Source organism: Amycolatopsis minnesotensis, assembly GCF_039529815.1.
GTDB classification, from domain to species: Bacteria; Actinomycetota; Actinomycetes; order Mycobacteriales; family Pseudonocardiaceae; genus Amycolatopsis; species Amycolatopsis minnesotensis.
The window spans coordinates 111,713-132,556 of the sequence record NZ_BAAANN010000020.1; the positions used below are offsets into that span (position 1 = coordinate 111,713).

The 20,844-nt window shown below is 70.8% G+C and carries 23 protein-coding genes; 9 read left to right on the forward strand and 14 right to left on the reverse strand.

What is annotated here, in order from left to right; all coding sequences use genetic code 11:
* Nucleotides 1-6: 6 nt before the first annotated feature.
* Nucleotides 7-339, forward strand: coding sequence for a DUF4873 domain-containing protein (locus tag ABD256_RS24695; protein WP_344423366.1), 333 nt, complete (start codon nucleotides 7-9; stop codon nucleotides 337-339).
* Nucleotides 340-488: 149 nt separating this feature from the next.
* On the opposite strand, the gene ABD256_RS24700 is transcribed toward ABD256_RS24695, so the two are convergent.
* The 3 genes from ABD256_RS24700 to ABD256_RS24710 all read right to left on the reverse strand — a co-directional run bounded on the left by ABD256_RS24700 (nucleotide 489) and on the right by ABD256_RS24710 (nucleotide 2,867).
* Entirely contained in the window at nucleotides 489-1,826 is a 1,338-nt protein-coding gene (locus tag ABD256_RS24700; RefSeq protein ID WP_344423369.1) for a DUF418 domain-containing protein, read from the reverse strand.
* A 143-nt stretch (nucleotides 1,827-1,969) separates the two neighbouring features.
* Nucleotides 1,970-2,200 carry a DUF3107 domain-containing protein gene (locus ABD256_RS24705; RefSeq protein WP_344423372.1) on the reverse strand — a complete coding sequence of 77 codons (231 nt, stop codon included), beginning with the start codon at nucleotides 2,198-2,200 and terminating at the stop codon, nucleotides 1,970-1,972.
* Between the two features lie 43 nt (nucleotides 2,201-2,243).
* Nucleotides 2,244-2,867 (reverse strand): ferritin-like fold-containing protein, encoded by a 624-nt coding sequence (locus tag ABD256_RS24710; RefSeq protein WP_425546515.1) that lies wholly within the window; start codon nucleotides 2,865-2,867, stop codon nucleotides 2,244-2,246.
* A 496-nt stretch (nucleotides 2,868-3,363) separates the two neighbouring features.
* On the opposite strand from ABD256_RS24710, the gene ABD256_RS24715 reads away from it, so the two are divergent.
* The 3 genes from ABD256_RS24715 to ABD256_RS24725 are packed head-to-tail and all read left to right on the forward strand — an operon-like array spanning nucleotide 3,364 to nucleotide 7,234.
* Nucleotides 3,364-4,959, forward strand: a complete 1,596-nt coding sequence (locus ABD256_RS24715) for a DEAD/DEAH box helicase (RefSeq protein ID WP_425546516.1) — start codon at nucleotides 3,364-3,366, stop codon at nucleotides 4,957-4,959.
* A gap of 38 nt (nucleotides 4,960-4,997) precedes the next feature.
* Nucleotides 4,998-6,338: an Rv3212 family protein gene (locus ABD256_RS24720; RefSeq protein ID WP_344423378.1), complete on the forward strand. Its 1,341-nt coding sequence runs from the start codon at nucleotides 4,998-5,000 to the stop codon at nucleotides 6,336-6,338.
* Nucleotides 6,335-7,234 carry an alpha/beta fold hydrolase gene (locus tag ABD256_RS24725; protein ID WP_344423381.1) on the forward strand — a complete coding sequence of 300 codons (900 nt, stop codon included), beginning with the start codon at nucleotides 6,335-6,337 and terminating at the stop codon, nucleotides 7,232-7,234. Before ABD256_RS24720 ends, ABD256_RS24725 begins: the two co-directional genes overlap by 4 nt.
* A gap of 157 nt (nucleotides 7,235-7,391) precedes the next feature.
* Here ABD256_RS24725 and ABD256_RS24730 read toward each other — a convergent pair whose 3' ends face one another.
* Genes ABD256_RS24730 through ABD256_RS24755 form a run of 6 tightly spaced genes read right to left on the reverse strand, consistent with a single transcriptional unit; the run spans nucleotide 7,392 to nucleotide 11,176 of the window.
* Complete coding sequence (locus ABD256_RS24730) at nucleotides 7,392-7,907, reverse strand: hypothetical protein (protein WP_344423384.1); 516 nt, start codon at nucleotides 7,905-7,907, stop codon at nucleotides 7,392-7,394.
* A 34-nt stretch (nucleotides 7,908-7,941) separates the two neighbouring features.
* Nucleotides 7,942-8,814, reverse strand: coding sequence for a RecB family exonuclease (locus ABD256_RS24735; protein WP_344423388.1), 873 nt, complete (start codon nucleotides 8,812-8,814; stop codon nucleotides 7,942-7,944).
* A 50-nt stretch (nucleotides 8,815-8,864) separates the two neighbouring features.
* Nucleotides 8,865-9,491 carry a MarC family protein gene (locus tag ABD256_RS24740; RefSeq protein ID WP_344423391.1) on the reverse strand — a complete coding sequence of 209 codons (627 nt, stop codon included), beginning with the start codon at nucleotides 9,489-9,491 and terminating at the stop codon, nucleotides 8,865-8,867.
* Nucleotides 9,488-10,357: a PHP domain-containing protein gene (locus tag ABD256_RS24745; protein ID WP_344423394.1), complete on the reverse strand. Its 870-nt coding sequence runs from the start codon at nucleotides 10,355-10,357 to the stop codon at nucleotides 9,488-9,490. Before ABD256_RS24745 ends, ABD256_RS24740 begins: the two co-directional genes overlap by 4 nt.
* Before the next feature lie 47 nt (nucleotides 10,358-10,404).
* Nucleotides 10,405-10,965: a PH domain-containing protein gene (locus ABD256_RS24750; protein ID WP_344423397.1), complete on the reverse strand. Its 561-nt coding sequence runs from the start codon at nucleotides 10,963-10,965 to the stop codon at nucleotides 10,405-10,407.
* A 19-nt stretch (nucleotides 10,966-10,984) separates the two neighbouring features.
* Nucleotides 10,985-11,176, reverse strand: coding sequence for a hypothetical protein (locus tag ABD256_RS24755; RefSeq protein WP_215550545.1), 192 nt, complete (start codon nucleotides 11,174-11,176; stop codon nucleotides 10,985-10,987).
* Nucleotides 11,177-11,333: 157 nt separating this feature from the next.
* Here ABD256_RS24755 and ABD256_RS24760 point away from each other — a divergent pair, with 157 nt between their 5' ends.
* Complete coding sequence (locus ABD256_RS24760; protein ID WP_344423400.1) at nucleotides 11,334-11,750, forward strand: NUDIX hydrolase; 417 nt, start codon at nucleotides 11,334-11,336, stop codon at nucleotides 11,748-11,750.
* A 336-nt stretch (nucleotides 11,751-12,086) separates the two neighbouring features.
* Here ABD256_RS24760 and ABD256_RS24765 read toward each other — a convergent pair whose 3' ends face one another.
* The 4 genes from ABD256_RS24765 to ABD256_RS24780 all read right to left on the reverse strand — a co-directional run bounded on the left by ABD256_RS24765 (nucleotide 12,087) and on the right by ABD256_RS24780 (nucleotide 16,261).
* The gene (locus tag ABD256_RS24765) at nucleotides 12,087-13,694 is read right to left on the reverse strand and encodes an acyl--CoA ligase family protein (RefSeq protein WP_344423403.1); all 1,608 of its coding nucleotides are present in this window, start codon (nucleotides 13,692-13,694) and stop codon (nucleotides 12,087-12,089) included.
* 30 nt (nucleotides 13,695-13,724) lie between these two features.
* Nucleotides 13,725-14,531 (reverse strand): alpha/beta fold hydrolase, encoded by an 807-nt coding sequence (locus ABD256_RS24770; protein WP_344423406.1) that lies wholly within the window; start codon nucleotides 14,529-14,531, stop codon nucleotides 13,725-13,727.
* Nucleotides 14,532-14,629: 98 nt separating this feature from the next.
* The gene (locus ABD256_RS24775) at nucleotides 14,630-15,727 is read right to left on the reverse strand and encodes a DUF2332 domain-containing protein (RefSeq protein ID WP_425546517.1); all 1,098 of its coding nucleotides are present in this window, start codon (nucleotides 15,725-15,727) and stop codon (nucleotides 14,630-14,632) included.
* Nucleotides 15,728-15,757: 30 nt separating this feature from the next.
* On the reverse strand, nucleotides 15,758-16,261 hold the full coding sequence (locus ABD256_RS24780) for a MaoC family dehydratase (RefSeq protein ID WP_344423570.1): 504 nt from the start codon (nucleotides 16,259-16,261) through the stop codon (nucleotides 15,758-15,760).
* A 330-nt stretch (nucleotides 16,262-16,591) separates the two neighbouring features.
* Here ABD256_RS24780 and ABD256_RS24785 point away from each other — a divergent pair, with 330 nt between their 5' ends.
* The 4 genes from ABD256_RS24785 (at nucleotide 16,592) to ABD256_RS24800 (ending at nucleotide 20,142) form a co-directional block, all read left to right on the forward strand.
* Nucleotides 16,592-17,677 (forward strand): magnesium and cobalt transport protein CorA, encoded by a 1,086-nt coding sequence (locus ABD256_RS24785; protein WP_344423412.1) that lies wholly within the window; start codon nucleotides 16,592-16,594, stop codon nucleotides 17,675-17,677.
* Between the two features lie 199 nt (nucleotides 17,678-17,876).
* Nucleotides 17,877-18,545: a metallophosphoesterase family protein gene (locus tag ABD256_RS24790; protein ID WP_344423415.1), complete on the forward strand. Its 669-nt coding sequence runs from the start codon at nucleotides 17,877-17,879 to the stop codon at nucleotides 18,543-18,545.
* Entirely contained in the window at nucleotides 18,542-19,390 is an 849-nt protein-coding gene (locus ABD256_RS24795) for a ParB N-terminal domain-containing protein (protein ID WP_344423417.1), read from the forward strand. Before ABD256_RS24790 ends, ABD256_RS24795 begins: the two co-directional genes overlap by 4 nt.
* Nucleotides 19,387-20,142, forward strand: a complete 756-nt coding sequence (locus ABD256_RS24800; protein ID WP_344423419.1) for a PIG-L deacetylase family protein — start codon at nucleotides 19,387-19,389, stop codon at nucleotides 20,140-20,142. Before ABD256_RS24795 ends, ABD256_RS24800 begins: the two co-directional genes overlap by 4 nt.
* Here the strand turns inward: ABD256_RS24800 and ABD256_RS24805 are convergent.
* A complete protein-coding gene (locus tag ABD256_RS24805; RefSeq protein ID WP_344423422.1) occupies nucleotides 20,126-20,311 on the reverse strand; it encodes a PspC domain-containing protein in 186 nt (61 codons plus the stop codon). The two genes, ABD256_RS24800 and ABD256_RS24805, sit on opposite strands and share 17 nt — an antisense overlap.
* Between the last annotated feature and the right edge of the window lie 533 nt (nucleotides 20,312-20,844).

Sequence of the window (20,844 nt, forward strand, 5' to 3'; positions counted from 1 at the left end):
TTTCAGATGAGCGAGCACGAACACGACGAAGACGGCTACACCGGCGCGGCGACGCTGGCCGTCGACGGCGCGGAGCTCCCGATCGAAGTCGACCTGCGCGGGCACTTCCAGCCGATCGACGGCTTCTACCGCTGGTACGGCCGCATCACCGCGAACGAGGCGCTGAGCACGCTCACCGAGGGCAAGAAGCGCAAGGCCACGATCCAGACCCCGCACGGCAGCGCCGACGGCGAGATCTCCGACCCCGACCCGTGGGGCCGCTACCGCATCATGGGCACCAGCACGCCGCCGTTCCACGTGCCGACCTCGCTCGAGGAACTCGAAGAACTCGGCAGCTGACCCCAAGCACATGTCCCGGGGGATGCTCCCGCAGAGGTCAAGGTGAGGTCCGCCGCGCAATGCCCTGAAGGGAGCCTCCCGGGGAATCCGGGGAATCTGATGCCCCGAAGGGCGCCTTCGGGGCGAGAGCGTCGAGCGAAGCGGGCCGGTCAGCCGACCTTGTTCGCGGCAGCCGAGACGTCCATCAGCGGTTCCGAGCTGCGCTGGGCCGGGACGCGGCCGCGGAACGCGTAGTCCGGCCACCGGGTCGCGGTGTGCAGGAGCCATTCCAGCGGCCCCTTGCCGACCCATTTCTTCCACGCCATCGCGCCGACGAGCGCCACCGCGGAGAAGCTGAAGAACCGGCCGAGGCTGAACGGGTCGACGTTCTGGTCGAGGGTCCCCCACAGCAGGTAGATCGCGATGAAGTGGAAGACGTACGCGCTCAGGATCACCGAGCCGAGATCGGAGAACGGCCGGAGCAGCTTGCCGAACCGCGCGCCGGCCAGCTGGCAGCCGCCGATGACCGCGGCCGCGACGCCGAGGCAGCCGACGAAGTCGAACGGCGTGTAGGCGTGCGCGCTGGACACCAGCTCCCAGGCGAGCGAGGTGGTCGGCGGAGTGCCGTGGATGTTGTAGCTGTTCTGCGCGTAGAACTGCTCGGGCGTGATACCCGCCTGCGCCGCGGCGGGCGCCAGCGACGCGTAGATCTGCCGCATGCCGCCGAACACCGAGGTCGCCAGCCACGACGAGCCGTAGGCGAGCACGGCGAGCGCGGTGCCGCCGAGCATCAGCGCGCGGTTGACCAGGCGCGAGGTGAGGTCGAGCCTGCCGATCGCCATCCCGGCGAAGACGTAGGTCATCAGGCCCAGTGCCGGGAACGCCCCGGTCAGCACGAGGCTCAGGAGCACCTCGGGGAGATCGCCGATCTGCCGGATCTGGTCGAACGTCGGGTCCGGCAGCATGTAGAGCAGGTCGCGCGGGGCGACGGCCGCGCGGACGAAGTACGACACGAACGGCACCACGACGGCGAACACCCCGGCGAGGATGAACAGCGCCTTCGCGCGCAACCGCAGGAACGGGATCGCCGCGACGAAGCACACGCCGTAGTAGGCGAGGATGACGAGGTAACCGGTGCCGAGGTTGGTGAGCCACAGCCCGAGCGCCAGCAGCAGCGGCGCCCTGGTGCCCAGCCGCCAGGCGACCTTGGTCTTGCCGACGCCGGTCTTCGGGTGGCGCCCGCCGGACATCAGCGCGATGGAGAGCCCGGACAGGACGGCGAACAACGCGGCCGAACGCCCCTCGAAGGGGCTGAACAGCACGCCGATCCCGCCGCGCGACGGATCGGGCCCGAGATGCGCGGCGTACATGCCGATGACCGCGACACCGCGGGCCACGTCGATCCCGGTGAGCCTGCCGCCCCCGCTGCCGGAGCGGGCGGCGGGGCGACGGCCGGGTGCACGCCGCGTACTCGCCCGGCGCTCTTCTGTGACGGTAACGCCGTCCACCTCATCTCTCAGCTCGCCGGGGCCGTTACCAGAAGAATCGTCCCTAACGTAACTGAGAGGGTCCTGAGATTGCGCGGTGACGCACCTGTGACCTGACCTGTGTAGGTGCTGTGGGCGTCCGCACAGTCGAACGAAACACCAGCTCAGGAGCCTACGGCGAACCCGACCTTGCGCACCTCGGAGGGTGCGATCTCGACATAGGCGATCCGGTCGGCTGGCACCAGGAACTTCCGGCCCTTGTCGTCGTCGATCCGGAACACCCCGTCGGCGGCCTTCAGCGCGTCGGCCACCAGCTTCTCCACGTCCTCGGGAGACTGGCCGCTGGACACCACCAGCTCACGGGGGGTGTCCTTGATGCCGATCTTGACCTCCACGTACGACCTCCGCTTGTTCCGTGCTGATTGACTAGGCACGAGGCTAGCCGAGTCCGAGCGCCTGCATGCGCTTGCCGTGCCCCTGCTGCAACCGGCGGAACAGCCCGGCGATTCCCGAAAGGTCACCGGAGCCGCTGATGATCAACTCCGCGAGCCCGTCCCGTTCCGCCACCACGTACTGGGCCTGCGTCAACGCTTCGCCGAGCAGCCTGCGGCCCCACAGCGCGAGCTTGTCGCGGGTCTTGGGGTCGGCCGCGATCCCGGCGGCGACTTCGCGCTCGGCGAACGCGGAATGACCCGTGTCGGCGAGGACGGTGAGCACCAGTTCCTTCGCTTCGGGGTCGAGCCAGCTGGCGACCTCGCGGTAGAAGTCGGCGCCGAGCCCATCGCCGACGTAGGCCTTCACGAGTGATTCGAGCCACGATTTCGGCGCCGTCGCGGCGTGCCAGGCGTCGAGGTAGTCGACGAAGGGGGCCATCGCGTCCTCGACCGCGAACCCGCGATCGGACAGGTACCCGGCGAGCAGGTCGTAGTGGCCGATCTCGGCCGCCGCCATGGACGCCAGCGCGGCGCGCCCGGACAGCGTCGGCGCGGACCGCGCGTCCTCCGCCATCCGGTCGAACGCGGCGAGCTCGGTGTAGGCGAGCACGCCGAGCAGGTCCACCATGCCGTCGCTGAGCTTTTCCTTGGCCTCGGTCACGGATCACAGCGTATCGCCGACCGGCGGGTGACCTCGCCCACGCCAGATGAGCTGGGGATACCGGTCGGGGTGGGTCGACGGGGTACACTGCGCGAAGGATCAAGAGGATCCGCCCTGCTTCGGCGCGCCCGTCCGGCTCGGACATCGTGTTGACGGGGAACCACCGGAGTGAACCGGGTGGCGGCCGCGATGGCCGGAACGGCCCGTCCTTCGGGTGGGTGCCGGCGGCGCGCGAATTCGCGCCGGTTCACCGAGAAAACAGTGCGTGCACGCCTCTGAGAAGGCATTCCCGCTCGAAGCACCGCAAGCGGTCGAGTGTCGAGACGTGACCAGGCAGTGCGCGCTGGCACGAGAGAGGCTGATCATTCTGTCCACCACCCCCGAATCGACGGATACGACCGAAAACCCCGTCGAGCTCGAACACCTCGAAAGCGGCCTTCCCGAGACCGACCCGTCCCACCCGCTGCAGGCGGGGGCCCCGGTCGAGCCGGAGTCGCCCACCTTCGCCGAGTTCGGCGTCCGCCCCGAGATCGTGCGGTCGCTGGAGGCCGCCGGTATCGAGCGGACCTTCGCCATCCAGGCGCTGACGCTGCCGCTGGCGCTGGCCGGCAACGACCTCATCGGCCAGGCCCGCACCGGCATGGGCAAGACGCTCGGCTTCGGCGTGCCGCTGCTGCAGCGCATCACCACCCCCGGTGACGGCACCCCGCAGGCACTCGTCGTGGTGCCGACGCGCGAGCTGTGCCTGCAGGTCACCCACGACCTCACCGACGCGGGCAAGCACCTCGGGGTGCGCACGCTCGCGATCTACGGCGGCCGCCCGTACGAGCCGCAGATCGAGGCCCTGCGCAAGGGCGTCGACCTGGTGATCGGCACCCCCGGCCGGCTACTCGACCTCGCCGAGCAGCGCCACCTGGTGCTGGGCAAGGTCTCCGGGCTCGTCCTGGACGAGGCCGACGAGATGCTCGACCTCGGCTTCCTGCCCGATATCGAGCGCATCCTGCGGATGGTGCCCGACGCCAGGCAGACCATGCTGTTCTCGGCCACCATGCCCGGCCCGATCATCACGCTGGCCAGGACGTTCCTGAACCAGCCGACGCACATCAGGGCCGAGGAGAACGACGCGGGCGCGATCCACGAGCGCACCACGCAGTTCGTCTACCGCGCGCACTCGATGGACAAGCCGGAGCTGGTCGCGAAGGTCCTGCAGGCCAAGGACCGCGGGCTGACGATGATCTTCACCCGTACCAAGCGCACCGCGCAGAAGGTGGCCGACGAACTGGCCGAGCGCGGGTTCGCGGCGGCCGCGGTGCACGGCGACCTCGGGCAGGGCGCGCGCGAGCAGGCGCTGCGGGCGTTCCGGTCCGGCAAGGTCGACGTGCTGGTGGCCACCGACGTGGCGGCGCGCGGGATCGACGTCACCGACGTCACCCACGTGCTCAACTACCAGACGCCGGACGACGAGAAGACCTACGTGCACCGCATCGGCCGCACCGGCCGCGCGGGCAAGACCGGTGTCGCGGTCACGCTCGTCGACTGGGACGAGATGCCACGCTGGAAGCTGATCTCCGACACGCTCGGCCTCGACAAGCCGGAGCCCGTCGAGACCTACTCGACCTCGAAGCACCTGTTCACCGACCTCGGGATCGCCGAGGACGCCACCGGCAGGCTGCCGCTGGCCAAGCGCACGCGCGCCGGGCTGTCGGCGGAGCCGGAGGAGAAGCTCGGCGGCCGCAAGCGCGATCGCGAGCGCGGCGGCAGCACCGCCAAGACCCGCCAGCCCCGCCGCCGGACCAGGGGCGACGCCGACGCCGCGGCCGAGGTCGAGGCCGCCGACGCGGCGAAGAAGACCGAGGGCCAGGAGGGCGAAGGCGCCGCGAGGACGCGTCGCCGCCGCACCCGGGGTGGCGCCAAGCCCGCCGCGGACGCGAACAACGCGCACTCCGGGCCCGCGCAGGAGAAGGAAACTGGCGAAAGCGGCGAGCGCCCGGCACGTCGCCGCCGCCGTCGTCGTTCCGGCAGCTCCAACAGCAGCGAAACACCCGCTTCGGCAGACTGAGCGCGTAACGCATTGGGCTGATCCCGGGAGCAGCAGACGTGAGCGAACCCGTGCAAGGGGGCAGGCACCGGCGGCCGAGCGGTGCCGAGCCCGCCCTCGGCACCGAGGACGTGCTCGGCACCGCGCCGGAAACCGCGGGGCCCGCGAAGCACGCCAGCCCGGAACGGGCGCGGCGTTCTCCGTGGAACTCGCGGCGGGACCGGATCATCGCGGTGGCCATCGCACTGGTCTGCCTCGGCGTGGCGGTCGTGGTGTGGGCAGGCAGCGACAGCAGGGCGACCGTGTCGGAGCAGGCCCCGCCGCAGCTCGGCACGATCGGCGCGCCCGGCAAGGTCCCCGGCTCGCTGACCGAGGCGTGGCAGGCGCCGAGCCCCGCGACACCGACTCCGGTGACCTCGAACTCCACCGTGGTGACCGGCGCCGGTGGCGAGGTCGACGGCCGCGACCCGGCGACCGGCGCGATCCGCTGGAAGTACGCGCGCGACATCCCGTTGTGCACGATCGCGGGCACCTGGTCGCGGGCGACCACGCTGTACCGCAACGGCGACTGGTGCAGCGAGATGACCCAGCTCGACACCGGCACCGGGCGCCGGACGGCGCAGCGCGACGGTGACGCGCAACCGGGCGGCGGGCTCGTCGACGACGGTTCCGCGCTCACCGCCTTCACGCCGACGCTGCTCAGCACCTGGCGCGACGACCTGGTGAAAACGGTCGAGTACGGCAAGGTCCCCGCGCTGATCAACGCGGACAAGCAGCCGAGGAAGGACTGCACCTACGGCTCGGTGGCGGCCGCCTCGAACCGGATCGGCGTGATCGAGCGCTGCGAAGGCGATCCCGGTGACCGGCTGACCGTCTACAAGGCCAACGGCAAGGAGTTCGACTCGCCGGAGGTCATCTACAGCGCGGTGACCGCGGGCAAGCAGGCAAGGCTGGTCGGGATGTCCGGCGAGGCCGCCGCGGTGGCACTGCCCCAGCAGCGGCTGCTGGTGCTCTACGGGCCGGACGGGAACCAGCGCGCCGCGTACCCGCTGACGGTGCCGGACGCCGATCTCGAGCAGGACCCGCCGAGCGGCGTGCCGTCGACCTCGACGACGAACAACGCGGTCTACTGGTTCACCGGCTCCAAGACCATCGCGCTGGCGAAGGCCGATCTTGCTCCACTGTGGACACTCGATGGCGCGCTCGGCCCCGGCACCACCTTCTGCGGGCAGCTCGTCGTGCCGATCAAGGGGGGTATCGCGGTGCTGGACGAGCGAACCGGCGCGACGATCCGCACGGTCGGCGTCGACCGGCACGGCTACGCGGGCCCGGTGCGGCTCGCCGCGTCCGGGCAGGTCCTGCTCGAACAGCGCGGCGACACGCTGGTGGCCCTGCGATGAGCACTACCGAAGAGGACCGCCAGGGTCAGCTGACGGCGCATTCGGCGAGCCGCGTCGACCTCGACGGCCGGTACGGCCCGATCGCGGCACTGCGCACGACGGCGCCGTCGGACGCCACGGTGCTGCTCGTCCCCGGGTACACGGGCTCGAAGGAGGACTTCGCGCCGCTGCTCGACGCCCTCGCCGAGGCCCGGTTCGAGGCCGTCGCGATCGATCTTCCCGGGCAGTACGAGTCCGGCGGCCCCGGCGACGAAACCGCGTACCTGCCCGCCGCGCTCGGCGAAGTGGTGGCCGGGCTGGTCACCGCGCTCGGCGACGGCGGGCGGCCGGTGCTGCTGCTCGGCCACTCCTTCGGCGGGCTGGTGGTGCGGGCGGCCGTGCTGGCAGGCGCGCCGATCGCCGGGCTGGTCCTGATGGACACCGGACCCCGGCACCTCCCCGACGGCATCCGCCGCGCGGCACTGGGGGTCGGCGAACCGCTGCTGCGCGAAGGGACCCCGGAAGGGCTCGCCGCCGCCTACGCGGTGCGGGAACAGGTGAGCGCCCGGTTCCCGGCGTGGGAGACGGTTCCGGCCGCGCTGAAGGACTTCTACCGGCGCCGGTTCACCGCGTCGAGCGCGCCCGGCCTGCTCGGCATGGCCATGGCGCTGCGCACCGAACCCGACCGGGTGGCCGAACTGGCCGAGGCGCTGCGCCGAGGCGGCACACCGTGCGCGGTCGTCGCCGGTGAAGGTGACGACGCTTGGAGCGTGCCGGAGCAGCAGGACATGGCGCGCCGCCTCGACGCGCCGTTCCTGTCGATCCCGGACAGCGCGCACTCCCCCAACACCGAGAACCCGGCAGGCCTGCTCGCCGCGCTGCTGCCCCGGTGGCGAACCTGGCTCGCCCTCTCCTGACGGCGACCACGCCCCGAAGGGCCCCCGCGGTCACCACCGCTGAAGGGCACTTTCAGGGAATCTGACGCCGTGTTCTCGGCCATCACAGCACGGAGCATGGCGCCGCGGGCCTCGCCTTGACCTCTACAAGAGCCTCTTCCGGACATCGGGGAGCGGGTCAGAACCACCAGAAGAAGACGAGGATTCCGGCGACGGCCGCGAGCAGCACGACGGCGGCGGCCCCGGCGACGGGTCCGGACCTGCGGTCGACGACCCGTTGCGCGCCCAGTGCGATCGCGGCGGCGACCGGGTGCGCCACCAGCGACGCCAGGCCGGGCCCTTCGGTGGGGCCGAGGAGTGCGAGCACACCGGCACCCAGCACCACGGCCGCCAGCACGACCATGCCCGCGGCCAGCGAGCCGGTGAGCCCGCGCCACCACCGGCGCGGACGCCTGCCGGGGTCGGCACCGCCCTCCGCGCGGTCCGCCGGATCCATCTCGGCACCATCGCCGGACTCGGACTCGGACCCGGCGGTACCGGCGGCATCGGCCGGCTTCACGGATTCCTTGGTGCCGGCGGAATCCCCTGGCTCGGCGGCGTCGGCGGATTCGGCGGCACGGTGACGCGGGCCGGGCAGCCTGCCTTCGTGCGACGCAAAGCTCACCGGTTCGAGCTCGTCGGTGTCGGGTCCCACCTGTCTCCTTCGTCCCGCGGTCGGGTGCGAATCGTTACGGCGCAAGCAAATCCCATGATTTCGAGGCGGGCGCGGCCTGCTGGCCCGCTGGGCAGCTCGGGCGGAAGTCGCACCACGAGCACCGTCTCGACGGACGCGGGGGAAACGCCGAGTCCGCGGCGTCCTGCTCGCCCGCGGCCTCCAGGGTATCGGTCGCGTTCCGCACGTCCCCGGCGGTCTCCTCGGCGCGTACGAGCTGGCGGCGCAGGCTGTCCGGGGTATGCTCCGCCGCCGCGATCGTGCCGCTGGGCAGGTGGTGCAGCTCCACGCGGTGGCACGGCATGCGCAAGGTCCGCGCGGCGGCGACGGCGTACATCGCGAGCGCCTGCGAGGCACGCGCCTCGTGCTCGTCGGGCGCGCGTTTGCCGGTCTTGTAGTCGACGATGACCAGCTCGCGGCCGCGCTGGTCGATCCGGTCCGCCCTGCCCTCGATGATCATCGTCGGGTTCGCGTGCTCGCCGGTCTCCGGGTTGACCGGCGCGGAGACCCAGCGCTCCAGGCCGACCGGGTCCATCTCGACGTCGTTCGACTCGACGTAGTCGGAGACCCAGCCCTGCGCGCGCTCGCGGTAGATCGCGGCCTGCGCCGCGTCCGCGAAACCGGCGTCCTTCCACTGCGCGGTGACCAGCGCGGCGGCGCGCTGCGGGGTCCGCTTGCGCACCGGCAGGTCGAACAAGGCGCGCAACGCGTTGTGCACGACCGCGCCGAGCGTGCTGTGCGCCCACGGCCCGGTGCGCTGCGGCGTGGGCCGTTCGAGGTAGGCCAGCCGGTAGCGGCGCGGGCAGTCGTCGAAGGTGGCCAGCCTCGCCGGGCTGACCTTGCTCAGCCTGCGCGGCTGGACGTCGAACTCGAACCCGATCTGCTCCACGGGCACCACGGTACGGGGCGCCGCCGACACAACTGGTGAGGGCGGGGGCCTCAGGGGGTCGCGATGAACCCGCGCACCGAGTTGGCCACGAGCTGGACCGCGATCGCGGCGAGCAGCAGGCCGGCGATCTTGGCGAGCAGCGTGATGCCGCTTTCCTTGATCACCCTGATCACCACGCCGGAGAACCGCAGGCAGATGTAGAGCACGAAGTGCACCATCACGATCGACGCGCCCAGCGCGATGTACGCGCCCGCGTGCCCGTCGGCCTGCCGGACGTACACGATCGTCGCCGCGATCGCGCCGGGCCCTGCCAGCAGCGGGGTGCCGAGCGGGACGAGCGCCACGTTGACGTCCTCGGCGACCTCCGGGTCGGTGCTGCCCTTGCCGGTCAGCAGGTCGAGCGCGATGAGCAGGAGCAGCAGCCCGCCGGCGCCCTGCAGCGCCGGGATGCCGATGCCGAGGTAGGACAGGATCGCCTGTCCCGCCACCGCGAACAGGCTGATCACCACCAGCGACACCAGCACGGCCTGCCGTGCCGCCTTCGCGCGCACCGCGGGCGACTTGCGCCCGGTGAGGCTGAGGAACACCGGCACCGTGCCGGGCGGGTCCATGATCACGATCAGCGTGATCGTGGCCGCCATGAACAGCTTGGCGTCGAAGAAGTCCGCGAGGTTCACGAACGGTCCCCGGTCCGCACGCGGGCGCCGGAGGCGCGCGAGACGAGCGCCTCGAACTGGCCGGGGTCGGTGGTCTCGGCGCCGATCCCGATGGTCTTGTTCGTGCCGTGGTAGTCGCTCGACCCGGTGCGCACCAGGTCGAGGTCGCGAGCGAGCGCGGACAGCTGCTCGCGCGCTTCGTCGTCGTGGTTCGGGTGGTCCACCTCGACACCGGTGAGGCCATGTTGCGCGAGCTTCGCGATGGTCTCCGCCGAAACCGTGTACCCGCGCGTATGGGCGAAGGCGTGTGCCAGCACGGTGACGCCGCCCGCCTCCGCGATCATCTCGATGGCGTCTTCGACCGGGGTGTCCTCGCGCGGCAGGTAGTAGCCGCGCTTGCCGCCGAGGTACTCGGCGAACGCCTCGTCGACCGTGCTGACCAGCCCGGCGCGCACGAGCGCCTGCGCGAGGTGCGGACGCCCCGCCGGGGAGTCCTCCGGCAGCAGGCCCATGATCTCGTCGGCGTCGACGGGCAGCCCGTCGGCCGCCATGCGCGCGGCCATCGCCCGCACCCGCGTGCGCCGTTCGAGCCGCAGGCGCTGCTGCTCGGCGACCACCCTCGGCGACTCGGGGTCGAACAGGTACGCCAGCAGGTGCACGCTGATGCCGTAGCCGTGGTCGTGCGCGGAGACGCAGGAAAGCTCCGCGCCGGGGACCACGGTCAGGCCGGGCGGCAGCGCGTCGAACGCCTCCTGCCAGCCCGCGGTCGTGTCGTGATCGGTGATCGCCACGACGTCGAGGCCCGCGCTCGCGGCGGCGCGCATCAGCCCGCCGGGACTGTCCGTGCCGTCCGAGGCGGTGGAGTGGGCGTGCAGGTCGATGCGCATCGATCACATTCTGACCGATGACGCAGGTCACCCGCCCGTCGGTACTGCTAGCCGACCATTTTCTTGCCTCGGGCGGCGCGCTGGGCCTTGATCATCGAGAACCGCTCCTGCTGCTTCTGCTTGTCGCCGAAGACGAGCTCGGAGATCGTGTCGTAGAACTCTTCGGGACGGGGCAGGTAGTCGATCTTGTTCAGCGCCTGGATCTGCCCCGCCGACTCGACGACCATCGTGCCGTAGCCGAACATGCGGCCGGTGGCGGTGCGCTCGTAGGTGAGGTCGGTGACCTTGCTGATCGGCATCATCAGCACTTTCGTGGTCAGCACGCCGGTGGTCATCACGAACCGCTTGTCGGTGACCACCAGCCGCTCGACCCACCACTCCACGACCTTGTAGGCGAAGCGGAGCACCACGAGCAGGGCCGCGTACCAGAGGATGTTCTGCACGACGTACATCGCGGGCGGCAGCAGGTAGGACACCATCACGCAGATGGCGATCAGCGCGATGGCCTCGAAGCTGTCCCACAACAGCACCGCCCAGTGCCGCCGGATCCGGATGACCCGTCGCTCGGTTTCGAGGAGGTACTCGTCGGGATCGCGTGGGGCGAACATCTGACCAGCCTAGCGCCGGTCAGCGGAAAATGTTGCTGACGAAGGTGATCACGGACTCCGCGGCGTCGCGCAGGAACTGGATGCTGTTGTTGACCAGACCCGCGGCATGTCCTGGCTGGGCGATCACGAAGAACAGAACCAACGCGATGGCTGCCAAACCAAGTAGCTTCTTCGCGTTCACAACGATCAATCCCGTCTCTTGCGTCGGCACCGGTCTTGCACGTTTCACAAATCTCTTACGTTGTACCGCACCGGACGGCGGCGCGGGAGGAAAGTCCCGCGCTTGGGTCAGTGCACCGCCGGAATTGTACCGCACAACTACTCTCCGTGTACAAGGTGGGCGTGCTCACCTCGGATAGCCTCGGAAAATGGATCCTGAAGCCCCCGAACCGGTGCGGTGCGTCGGCGGGATCGTGCACGACGGCGACGGCAGGCTGCTCCTCGTCCTCAGGGCGAACGACCCCGGCCGCGGCAAGTGGTCGCTCCCCGGCGGCAAGGTGGAGCGGGGCGAGACCGACGCCGAGGCCGTCATCAGGGAGATGAGCGAGGAAACCGGCCTGCTCGTGCGCCCCGGCGCGCTCGCGGGGACGGTCGTGCGGGGCCGGTTCGAGATCCACGACTACTTCTGCACGATTGCCGACGGTGATCTCCGCCCTGGTGACGACGCGTCGGCAACGCGCTGGGTCGACCCCCGCGAATACACCTCGCTGGAGCAATCGGGTGATCTCGTCCCCGGTCTCACCGTTGCACTGAGTGACTGGAACGCGCTCCCCTTCCTCCCCTGACGGCTCCGGGTGGAACCCCGTCTCGGTCTCCGCGAGGCCGGGCCCGGTGCGGAAGGATGCTCCTATAGAGGCCGAGGTGAGGTCCGCTGCGCATGCCCTGAAGGTGCCCTTCGGGGAATCTGACGCCGCGAAGGTCACCTTCAGGGCATCAGCACCACCATGCCGCCCGCCGCGAGGGGCGAGATCGCGGCGTCAGATTCCCCGAAGGCGCCCTTCACGGACCAAGGCCCCGACGGCTCCACGCATCCGCCACCCACCTCACCGGAACCGACGCGCACACATCACTGTGGCCTTCGGGGCATCAGCGTCACCGTGCCGCCCGCCGCGGCACGGAGGTCATCCCTGCACCCGTGAGTTGCGGTCGCCCCATTCGCGCTCGCGAAGCTGGAACTTCTGGATCTTCCCGGTCGAGGTCTTCGGCAGCTCGCCGACGAAGTCCACCGCGTTCGGCACCTTGTAGCGCGCGATCCGCTCGCGCACGTGGTCCAGCAGCTCCTCGGCCTCGACGGAGCGGCCCGGCCGCAGCACCACGAACGCCTTCGGCCGCTCGCCCCACTTCTCGTCCGGCACGCCGACCACGGCGACCTCCAGCACCGCGGGATGCGAGTCGAGCGCGGCCTCGACCTCGATCGTCGAGATGTTCTCGCCGCCGGACACGATGATGTCCTTCGCCCGGTCCCGCAGCTCGATGTACCCGTCGGGGTGGCGCACGCCGAGGTCGCCCGAGTGGAACCAGCCGCCGCGGAACGCCTTCTCGGTCGCTTCCGGATCGGCGAAGTACCCCGCCATCACGTTGTTGCCGCGCATCACGACCTCGCCCATGGTGGCGCCGTCGCGCGGGACGTCGCGCATCTCGTCGTCCACCACGCGCACACCGTCGGAGACGATCATGCCGACGCCCTGGCGGGCCTGGAGCCTGCTGCGGGCGTCGACGTCGAGCGCGGTCCACCCGTCCTGCGCCTCGCACACCGTGTAGGGGCCGTAGGTCTCGGTCAGCCCGTAGACGTGCACGAGCTTCGCGCCGAGGGCGGCCATGCGCTTGATGACGGTCGGGCTGGGCGGCGCGCCCGCCGTGGTCACCAGCACCTCGCGGTCGAGCGGGTGCGCGCCGTCGTGGCCCGCGATGGTCACCAGCACGGTCGGCGCGCCGTTGAGGTGGGTGATCCGCTCCGCTTCGAGCAGGCGCCAGATCTCGGCCGCGTCGACCGCGCGCAGGCACACGTGCGTGCCGCCGATCGCGGTCACCGCCCAGGTGGTGCACCAGCCGTTGCAGTGGAACATCGGCAGCGTCCAGAGGTAGCGGCTCTCCGTGGTGTGCCGCGAGTGGACGATCTCGGCGAGCGAGTTCAGGTAGGCGCCGCGGTGGTGGTACAGCACGCCCTTGGGCTGCCCGGTGGTGCCCGAGGTGTAGTTGATCGAGATGGTGCCGCGTTCGTCGGCGACGGTCCACGGCAGCGGCTCGTCGCTGCCGCGCGCGAGCAGGTCGTCGTAGGAGATGCCGCCGACGCGGGGATCGGGGCTCGCGCCGGAGGCCGGGTCGGTCACCGTCACGATCTCGCCCACGCCCGAATCCGAGGGCACGGACGCGTGCAGTCCGGCGTCGGCCACCAGCACCTTCGCGCCCGAGTGGGCGAGGATGTGCTTGATCTCGGCTGGCGCCAGCCGCGTGTTCACCGCGACCAGCACGGCACCCGCCAGTGGAACCGCGAAATGCGCCACGAGCATCTCGGGGATGTTCGGCAGCAGGTAGGCGACCCGGTCACCCGGCTCGACACCGCTCGCCCGCAACGCGTTCGCCACGCGCGTGGCCTCCGCCGCGAACTCGCGGTAGGTCAGGCGGCGCTCGCCGTAGACGATCGCCTCCTTGTCGCCGAACACCTCGGCGCCGCGCTCCAGGAACGCGAGCGGGGTCAAGGGCGTGAACCAGGTGTCGTCGATACCCATGGCGGCCATCCTCGCCCCCGCCCGCCCCGCTCACAACCGCGCTCGGCCCAGGAATCCGGCCACCACCGGTACCAGCGCCGCGGGGTCCCGCAGGATGCCGTGGTCCTCGCCGGGCAGCGTGCGGTACCGGGCGCCGGGCACCGCGTCGGCCGCCGCACGCGCCCCGGCCCGCAGGGCCTCCTCGCTGTCACCGCCGTCGATGACGAGGACGGGCACGCCGATGGTGCCCAGCCGGTCCGCGGGCAGCCCCGATCCGCACACGGCGATGTCGTACGGCAACGTGTGCGCCTGCGCGGTGAGGTAGGCCCAGGTGTTCGCGTCGGCGCGCATCCCGTCGACGACCTCGGCCGGTGCGCCGGTCATCCGCAGGAACTCCGCCGCCGCGCCGTCGGAGTCACCGGCCTCGGCGAGTTCGACCACCCGCTCCGCCGACGCGACGCGCTCGTCCGCGACCGGACCGACCGAGTACGGCGGCTCGTACGCGACCACCGCGGACACCGCGAGCCCGGCCGCGGTGGCCTCCAGCGCGAGAACGGCACCCGAGGAATGGCCGAACAGCGCCGCCTCGCCGCCCGCGTGCTCGATCAGCGCCGCGATGTCCTCGACCTCTCGGGCGACGGCCACCTTCGACGCGCGGTCCTCGCTGTCGCCGCGGCCGCGGCGGTCGTACCGGTACGTGGTGAACTCCTCAGCGAGGCCGTCGGCCAGCGCGGTGGTCGTCGACCGGTCGTTGAACGCCCCGCCGATCAGGATCACCGCCGGTCCCCGCCCCGACCGCGCGAACGCGATCTCCGAACCGTCCGCCGACCGCACCCGCTCGATCCCGGTCTCCGTCATGTCCTGCCCCGTTCCGCTCGTCCGGCGCTCCCGTCGAGCGCCGTCGACAGGAGGTCGAAGCCGGGCCGCCGGGCACTACATCCCCGGCGGAAGAAGTTTCAGCCCGCGAGCCATTCCATCCGCTGGCCGTGCGGCGCCGTGCGGGCGAGCGCCTTCGCGTCGGCCTTCCCGCCGGCCCAGTGCACGAGCCCGAGGGTGCTCTCGCCGCGGAAGACCAGGTCGTCCCGGCCGGGCAGCACGTACTTCAAGCCGACGTCGTATGCCTCCTCGCTGACCCACCACAGTGGACGGTCCGCAGCGAGTGCCGCCACCGCCTCGACGAACGCCGCGCGCCGCGGCTCCTCCAGGTACGGCAGCAGGTGGCTGGTGAGCACCACGAGCGGCAGGTCCGCGGGGAGCCGGGCCGCGGTGGCGGCGAGATCGTCGACGGCGTCGCCGGTGATCAGCTCCGGCACGTCCTTGCGCTGGGCGGCGGCCGCGGTGCGCAGCAGCCGGATCCGGTCCGGCTGGTCCGCCCACACGCACGCTTCGAGCCAGGCGAGCTCGTCCTCGTCGGCGGCGTCCACCGGCATCCGGTCCAGCCCGGCCTTCGCCGCGATCGTCAGCTTCTTCGGCAGCTTCGGCGCCATCGCGCCCTCGGCCAGTTCGAGCGCGCAGTGCAACCCGAGCGGGGTCTTGGCGGGGCCCGCGACGAGCTGCTCGCCGCCGTCGCACTGGTACCGGTAGCCGTAGCGGTCCAGCCCGAGCAGCAGCCCGGCGCTGCAGCCGACTTCGAGCAGCGCGATCTTCCCGCCCGCGGCCTTCGCGGCGGCCGCGACCGCCGGGTACAGCAGCGCGGCCCGGCGCACCTCGTTCGTCTGCGTGTACCGGGTGCCGATGATCTCCTTCGCCTTGTCCGCGCGGCCGAGGAGGAACTCCCGGAACAGCGGCCAGGTCTCCGAATCGACGCCGTCGAACCCGCCGAGGGTCGGGTAGTACCGCGACAGCGGGTGGATCGGGTCGGCCTGGATCAGCCGGTGCGCCGCCGCGAGCAGCAGGTTCGCGCGCGCCTCGCCCGCGGGCGCCGCCGCCAGCAGCCCGGCCACCTCGTCGTCCTCGGCCGCCTTCGCCGCCAGATGCGCGTAGAGCGGTGACGAGCCGGCCGCCTCCACCTCGGCGAACCTGGACAGGCGCTGCTTGATCTCGTCGAGCGCGATCCCCACTTGCTCCCCTTCGCTGTTCGCGGTCTATTCGTGCGGTACCGGGCGGCCGGGCTGCTCGCCGCCGCGGGCGTCGCCGTAGGACCGCTTCGGCACCATGACCTTGCGGCGGAACGTGCACACGATGAGCCCGTCCTGCTTGTACCCGCGAGTCTCCACGGAGACCACGCCGCGGTCGTCCTTCGACTTCGACGGGGTCTTGTCCAGTACTTCGGTCTCGCCGTAGATCGTGTCACCGTGGAACGTCGGCTTCACGTGTTTGAGTGATTCGACCTCGAGGTTCGCGATCGCCTTGCCGGAAATGTCGGGCACCGACATGCCCAGCAGCAGCGAATAGACGTAGTTGCCCACGACCACGTTCTTCCCGAAGTCAGTGGTTTCGCCCGCGTAATGCGCATCGAGGTGCAGTGGATGGTGGTTCATCGTGATCAGGCAGAACAGGTGGTCGTCGTACTCGGTGACCGTCTTGCCAGGCCAGTGCTTGTAGACCGCGCCGACCTCGAACTCCTCGTAGTACCGCCCGAACTGCACGAACATTCCTCCTCGGCGATTCGTGCGCCCGGTAACACCATCCGGCCCTGGAGCGACACGAGTAGACGTTGAGGAGTAGCCTCGATCATCGGTGTTCGTCCGTCAACGCGAGCATCACCACGTCGGCCGAAGGAGGTGAGGTACGCGATATGAGTACCGGCGATAGTCCGCTCCCTAGTACCACCAGCGTCCTCAGCACACCGGCCGACCTCCTGCCTGTCAGGTAGGCGCCGGTACGCACCAGGACGCTGGAAGCCGGGCGGATCAGCAGCCGCGCGGCACGTCGTAACCCCGTACGACTCGCGTTCTCGTGTACCGACAGGAGTTGCCATGCCTGCGATTCCCTCCCTCGGCGGCCTTCGCGGCCGCGGAAACGGCAAGCCAGCACAGGTCGCGCCGCCGATCCCGGTGCCGCTGTCGGCCTATGTCGTCGACTGCGCCATCTACGTCGACGGCGAGCGGCAGTCCGGCCGGTGGTCGCACACGGAGGCGATCAAGGAGGTCCGCGAGCGGGGCACCGGGTTCGTCTGGATCGGCCTGCACGAGCCGGACGAGGAGCAGATCCAGGGCATCGCGGACACGTTCGGCCTGCACGAGCTCGCGGTGGAGGACGCGGTGCACGCGCACCAGCGGCCCAAGCTGGAGCGGTACGACGAAACGCTGTTCATGGTCCTCAAGACCGTCCGGTACGTCGAGCACGAGTCGCCCAGCACGGCCAACGAAATCGTCGAAACCGGCGAGCTGATGGCGTTCCTCGGCAGGGACTTCATCATCACCGTCCGGCACGGGAACCACTCCGGGCTCGCCCGCCTGCGCGCCGAACTGGACCGCGAGCCCGATCAGCTCCGGCACGGCCCGGCCAGCGTGCTGCACGCGATCGCCGACCACGTGGTCGACCACTACCTCGACGTCACCGACCACCTCGAAGAGGACATGGACGAGATGGAGACGCTGGTGTTCGCGCCGCGCTCGTCGGTGACCGCCGAGACCATCTACTTCATGAAGCGCGAGGTGCTCGAACTGCGCCGCGCCGTGATGCCGCTGGCGACCCCGCTCAAACGGCTCGCGGAGGGCTACACCCGGCTCATCCCGGACGAGGTGCGCTCGTACTTCCGCGACGTCGACGACCACCTCACGAACGTCTCCGAACGCGTCGCCGGTTTCGACGAGCTGCTCACCACGCTGGTCGACGCCACGCTCGCGAAGATCACGCTGCAGCAGAACACCGACATGCGCAAGATCACCGCGTGGGCCGGCATCGTGGCCGTCCCCACCGCGGGAGCCGGTATCTACGGGATGAACTTCGACTTCATGCCGGAACTGCACTGGCAGTTCGGCTACCCGCTGGTGATGGGCGTGATTCTGGGGATCTGCCTGCTGCTGTACCGAATACTGCGGAAGAACCGCTGGCTCTGAGGCCACGCGGTTCAGGACCCCACCGCCCTTTTCCCACCGCCCGAAACAACGGGGGTTTCCTCATGCCACGCCTGCTGACCAACGTGAAGTTCTGGGGCCTCGCCATGGCCGTCGTCTGGCTCGTCGTGATCACCGCGATCATCATGAAGGACCCCGCGCTCGCACGCGGGAAGTAGCCGCACCGACGTACCCTTGGCGCATGCTCCGCGCGCTGGTGGTCGCCGACGAGGTCGACGAGCGGCTGTGGACCGACGCGGTCCGCGGCTGCTCCGCCGATCTCGTCATCGGCGCCGGTGACCTGCCGTACGCCTACCTCGGCTTCCTCGCCAGCGCGCTCGACGCACCGTGCGTTTTCGTGCCGGGCAACCACGACGCCGATCTCAGCGGCTTCACCCGGTACGGCGGACTGTCCATGAAGGACGGTTTCCCCGCTTCGTGGCCCGGGCCGGAAGGCGGCGTGAACGCGGACGGCCGCGTGGTCGACGTGGCCGGGCTGCGGGTGGCGGGGCTCGGCGGCTCGGTGCGGTACCACGACGGGCCGAACCAGTGGACGCAACGCCAGCAGGCACGCCGTGCCCGCGGGCTCGTCCGCCGGGCGGAGCGCCGTCGCCGCCGTGACGGCCGCGGCGTCGACATCCTGCTGACGCACGCGCCACCGCTCGGCGTCGGCGACCGGGACGACCCGCCGCACCGCGGATTCGACTGTCTGCACCAGGTGGTGGCGCGGCTCAACCCGAAATGGCTGTTGCACGGGCACATCCACCCCTACGGCGAGGACGTGCCCGACCGGAGGATGGGGGAAACGGTGGTGCGCAACGTGGTCGGACGGCACCTGATGGAGTTCGAGCAGGCTGGCGTGAAATCGTGAGCCCCAGCAGGGACACCGGGTTCCCGCGCGCCGACGCCGAGCACGACTTCCTCCGCGCGAGGCGGCGGCAGGTGCTGTCGCGGCTGGCGAAATGGCTGCGCGGCGAACCCGACGACGTCAACATCATGCTGCCGTTCTCCGAGGTCGTCGACGCGCTCGGCTACCAGGGCGAGCGCCGGATCGGGGCGCGCGTGATCCGGCTCGACTCGATCGTCGGCAGCGTGGACCGGGGCCGCGACTTCGACCGCCGGTTCCGCCCGACCTCGGCCCGGGTGCGCGAACGGTGGGAACGGTTAGCGCTCGCGACGCGGCGCGGCGAGCACATCCCGCCGATCGAGGTGTACCGCGTCGGCGAACTGCACTTCATCATCGACGGCCACCACCGGGTTTCCGTCGCGCACGCGCTCGGACTGTCCACAATAGAGGCTCAGGTCACGGACGTGCGGACGAAGCTCGACCCGAGCGGTATCCGGTTCCGCGGCGACCTGATCGTCAAGGACTACCGGCGGCTGTTCCTCGAACGCGTCCCGCTGACCGGGCAGGCGCGCGCGGCCGTACTGGTCTCGGATCCTTGGGACTACGCGAAACTGGGCGAACACGTCGAAGCGTGGGGGTTCCGGCTCATGCAGGACGAAGGCGCGTTCCTGGACAGGGCGCGCGTCGCGCAGCGCTGGCACGACGAGGAATTCGTGCCGGTGGTGGACATGCTGCGGCAGGCGGACCTGATCGGCGACCGGACCGAAGCGGAGGCGTACCTGTGGGTCGCGGGCGAGCGGTACCGGCTGATCCGGACGCACCGGTGGGACGACGAGGTCATCGAAGCCGTGCGGACGCGGGGCCGATGAGCACGATCGTCGCGTTCCACGCGCATCCCGACGACGAGGCGCTGCTCACCGGCGGCACCCTCGCCCGCGCCGCCGACGACGGGCACCGCGTGGTGATCGTGGTCGCCACCGACGGCGTGATCGGCGAAAGCGAACCGACGCGGCTCAACGAACTCCGCGCCAGCGCGCGAATCCTCGGCGTGCGGCGCGTGGAGCACTTGGGATACGCGGACAGCGGGCACGGGCCGCTGCTCTACCCCGATCCGCCGGACCGCCCGCGTTTCGTGAGGGTGCCCGTCGAAGAGGCCGCCGAACGGCTCGCCTCCTTGCTGCGCGAGGAAAGCGCGTCGGTGCTGCTGACCTACGACGCGAACGGCGGCTACGGCCACCGGGACCACGTGCGGGTGCACGAGGTCGGCAAGCGCGCCGCCGAACTCGCCGGGACACCGGCCGTGCTGGAGGCGACCATGCCCCGCGACGCCCTCGCCAGGGCGGTCCGCCTGACGAGGCTGCTGCGGATCCCGTTCGGCTACGACTCGCTGCTCTACAGCCCCCGCTCGGCGATCACGCACCGGTTCGACCTGCGCCGGTACGCGCGGCGGAAGCAGGCCGCGCTCGCCGCGCACGAATCCGTGCTGCGCGGCAGCGGCCGCTCGGCGGCGGTGTTCCGGTTCCTGGTGAAACTGCCCGCCCCGGTGTTCGGCCTGCTGCTCGGCCGCGAGTGGTACATCGCCACCGTTCCCGATCAGCCGTCGGTCAGTCCTCGGGAATGACGAGCCACAGGATCAGGTAGATCAGGAACTGCGGACCGGGCAGGATGCACGAGATCACGAACAGCAGGCGCATCCTGCCCGGCGTGGTGCCGAACCGGCGGGCGAGACCCGCGCACACGCCGCCGAGCATCCGGCCGCTGCGCGGGCGGGACAAACTGGTGCCGCTCATGAAACTCCCTCTCCTGCTTCGCCGGACGTACTGACGCCCTTTCCACCCCATCCTCACCCCGGCGGGCGGGCAGCGCATCGTGCCAAGGAATGACTCACCCCCTAGTGGCTCCTTCGTGAGCCCTCAGGGGTGGCCGCGGAATGCCGTGAAGGCCACAGTGATGTGTGCGCGTCGGTTCCGGTGAGGTGGGTGGCGGATGCGTGGAGCCGTCGGGGCCTTGGTCCGTGAAGGGCGCCTTCGGGGAATCTGACGCCGCGATCTCGCCCCTCACGGCGTGCGGCGTGGTGGTGCTGATGCCCTGAAGGTGTCCTTCGCGGCGTCAGATTCCCTCAAGGGCGCCTTCAGGGCATGCGCCCTGGAGCGGAGCAGCCCCGGTGAAGGCCACATCCGCGGCATGCACATCCCTGAAGGCCCCTGCAGGAGCCTGAGCGCGGACGGGGGAAAGAGGCGCGGGCGGCGAAATCCCAGCGCATGCCCTGAAGGTCACCTTCGCGGCGTCAGATTCCCCGAAGGGCCCCTTCAGGGCATGCGCA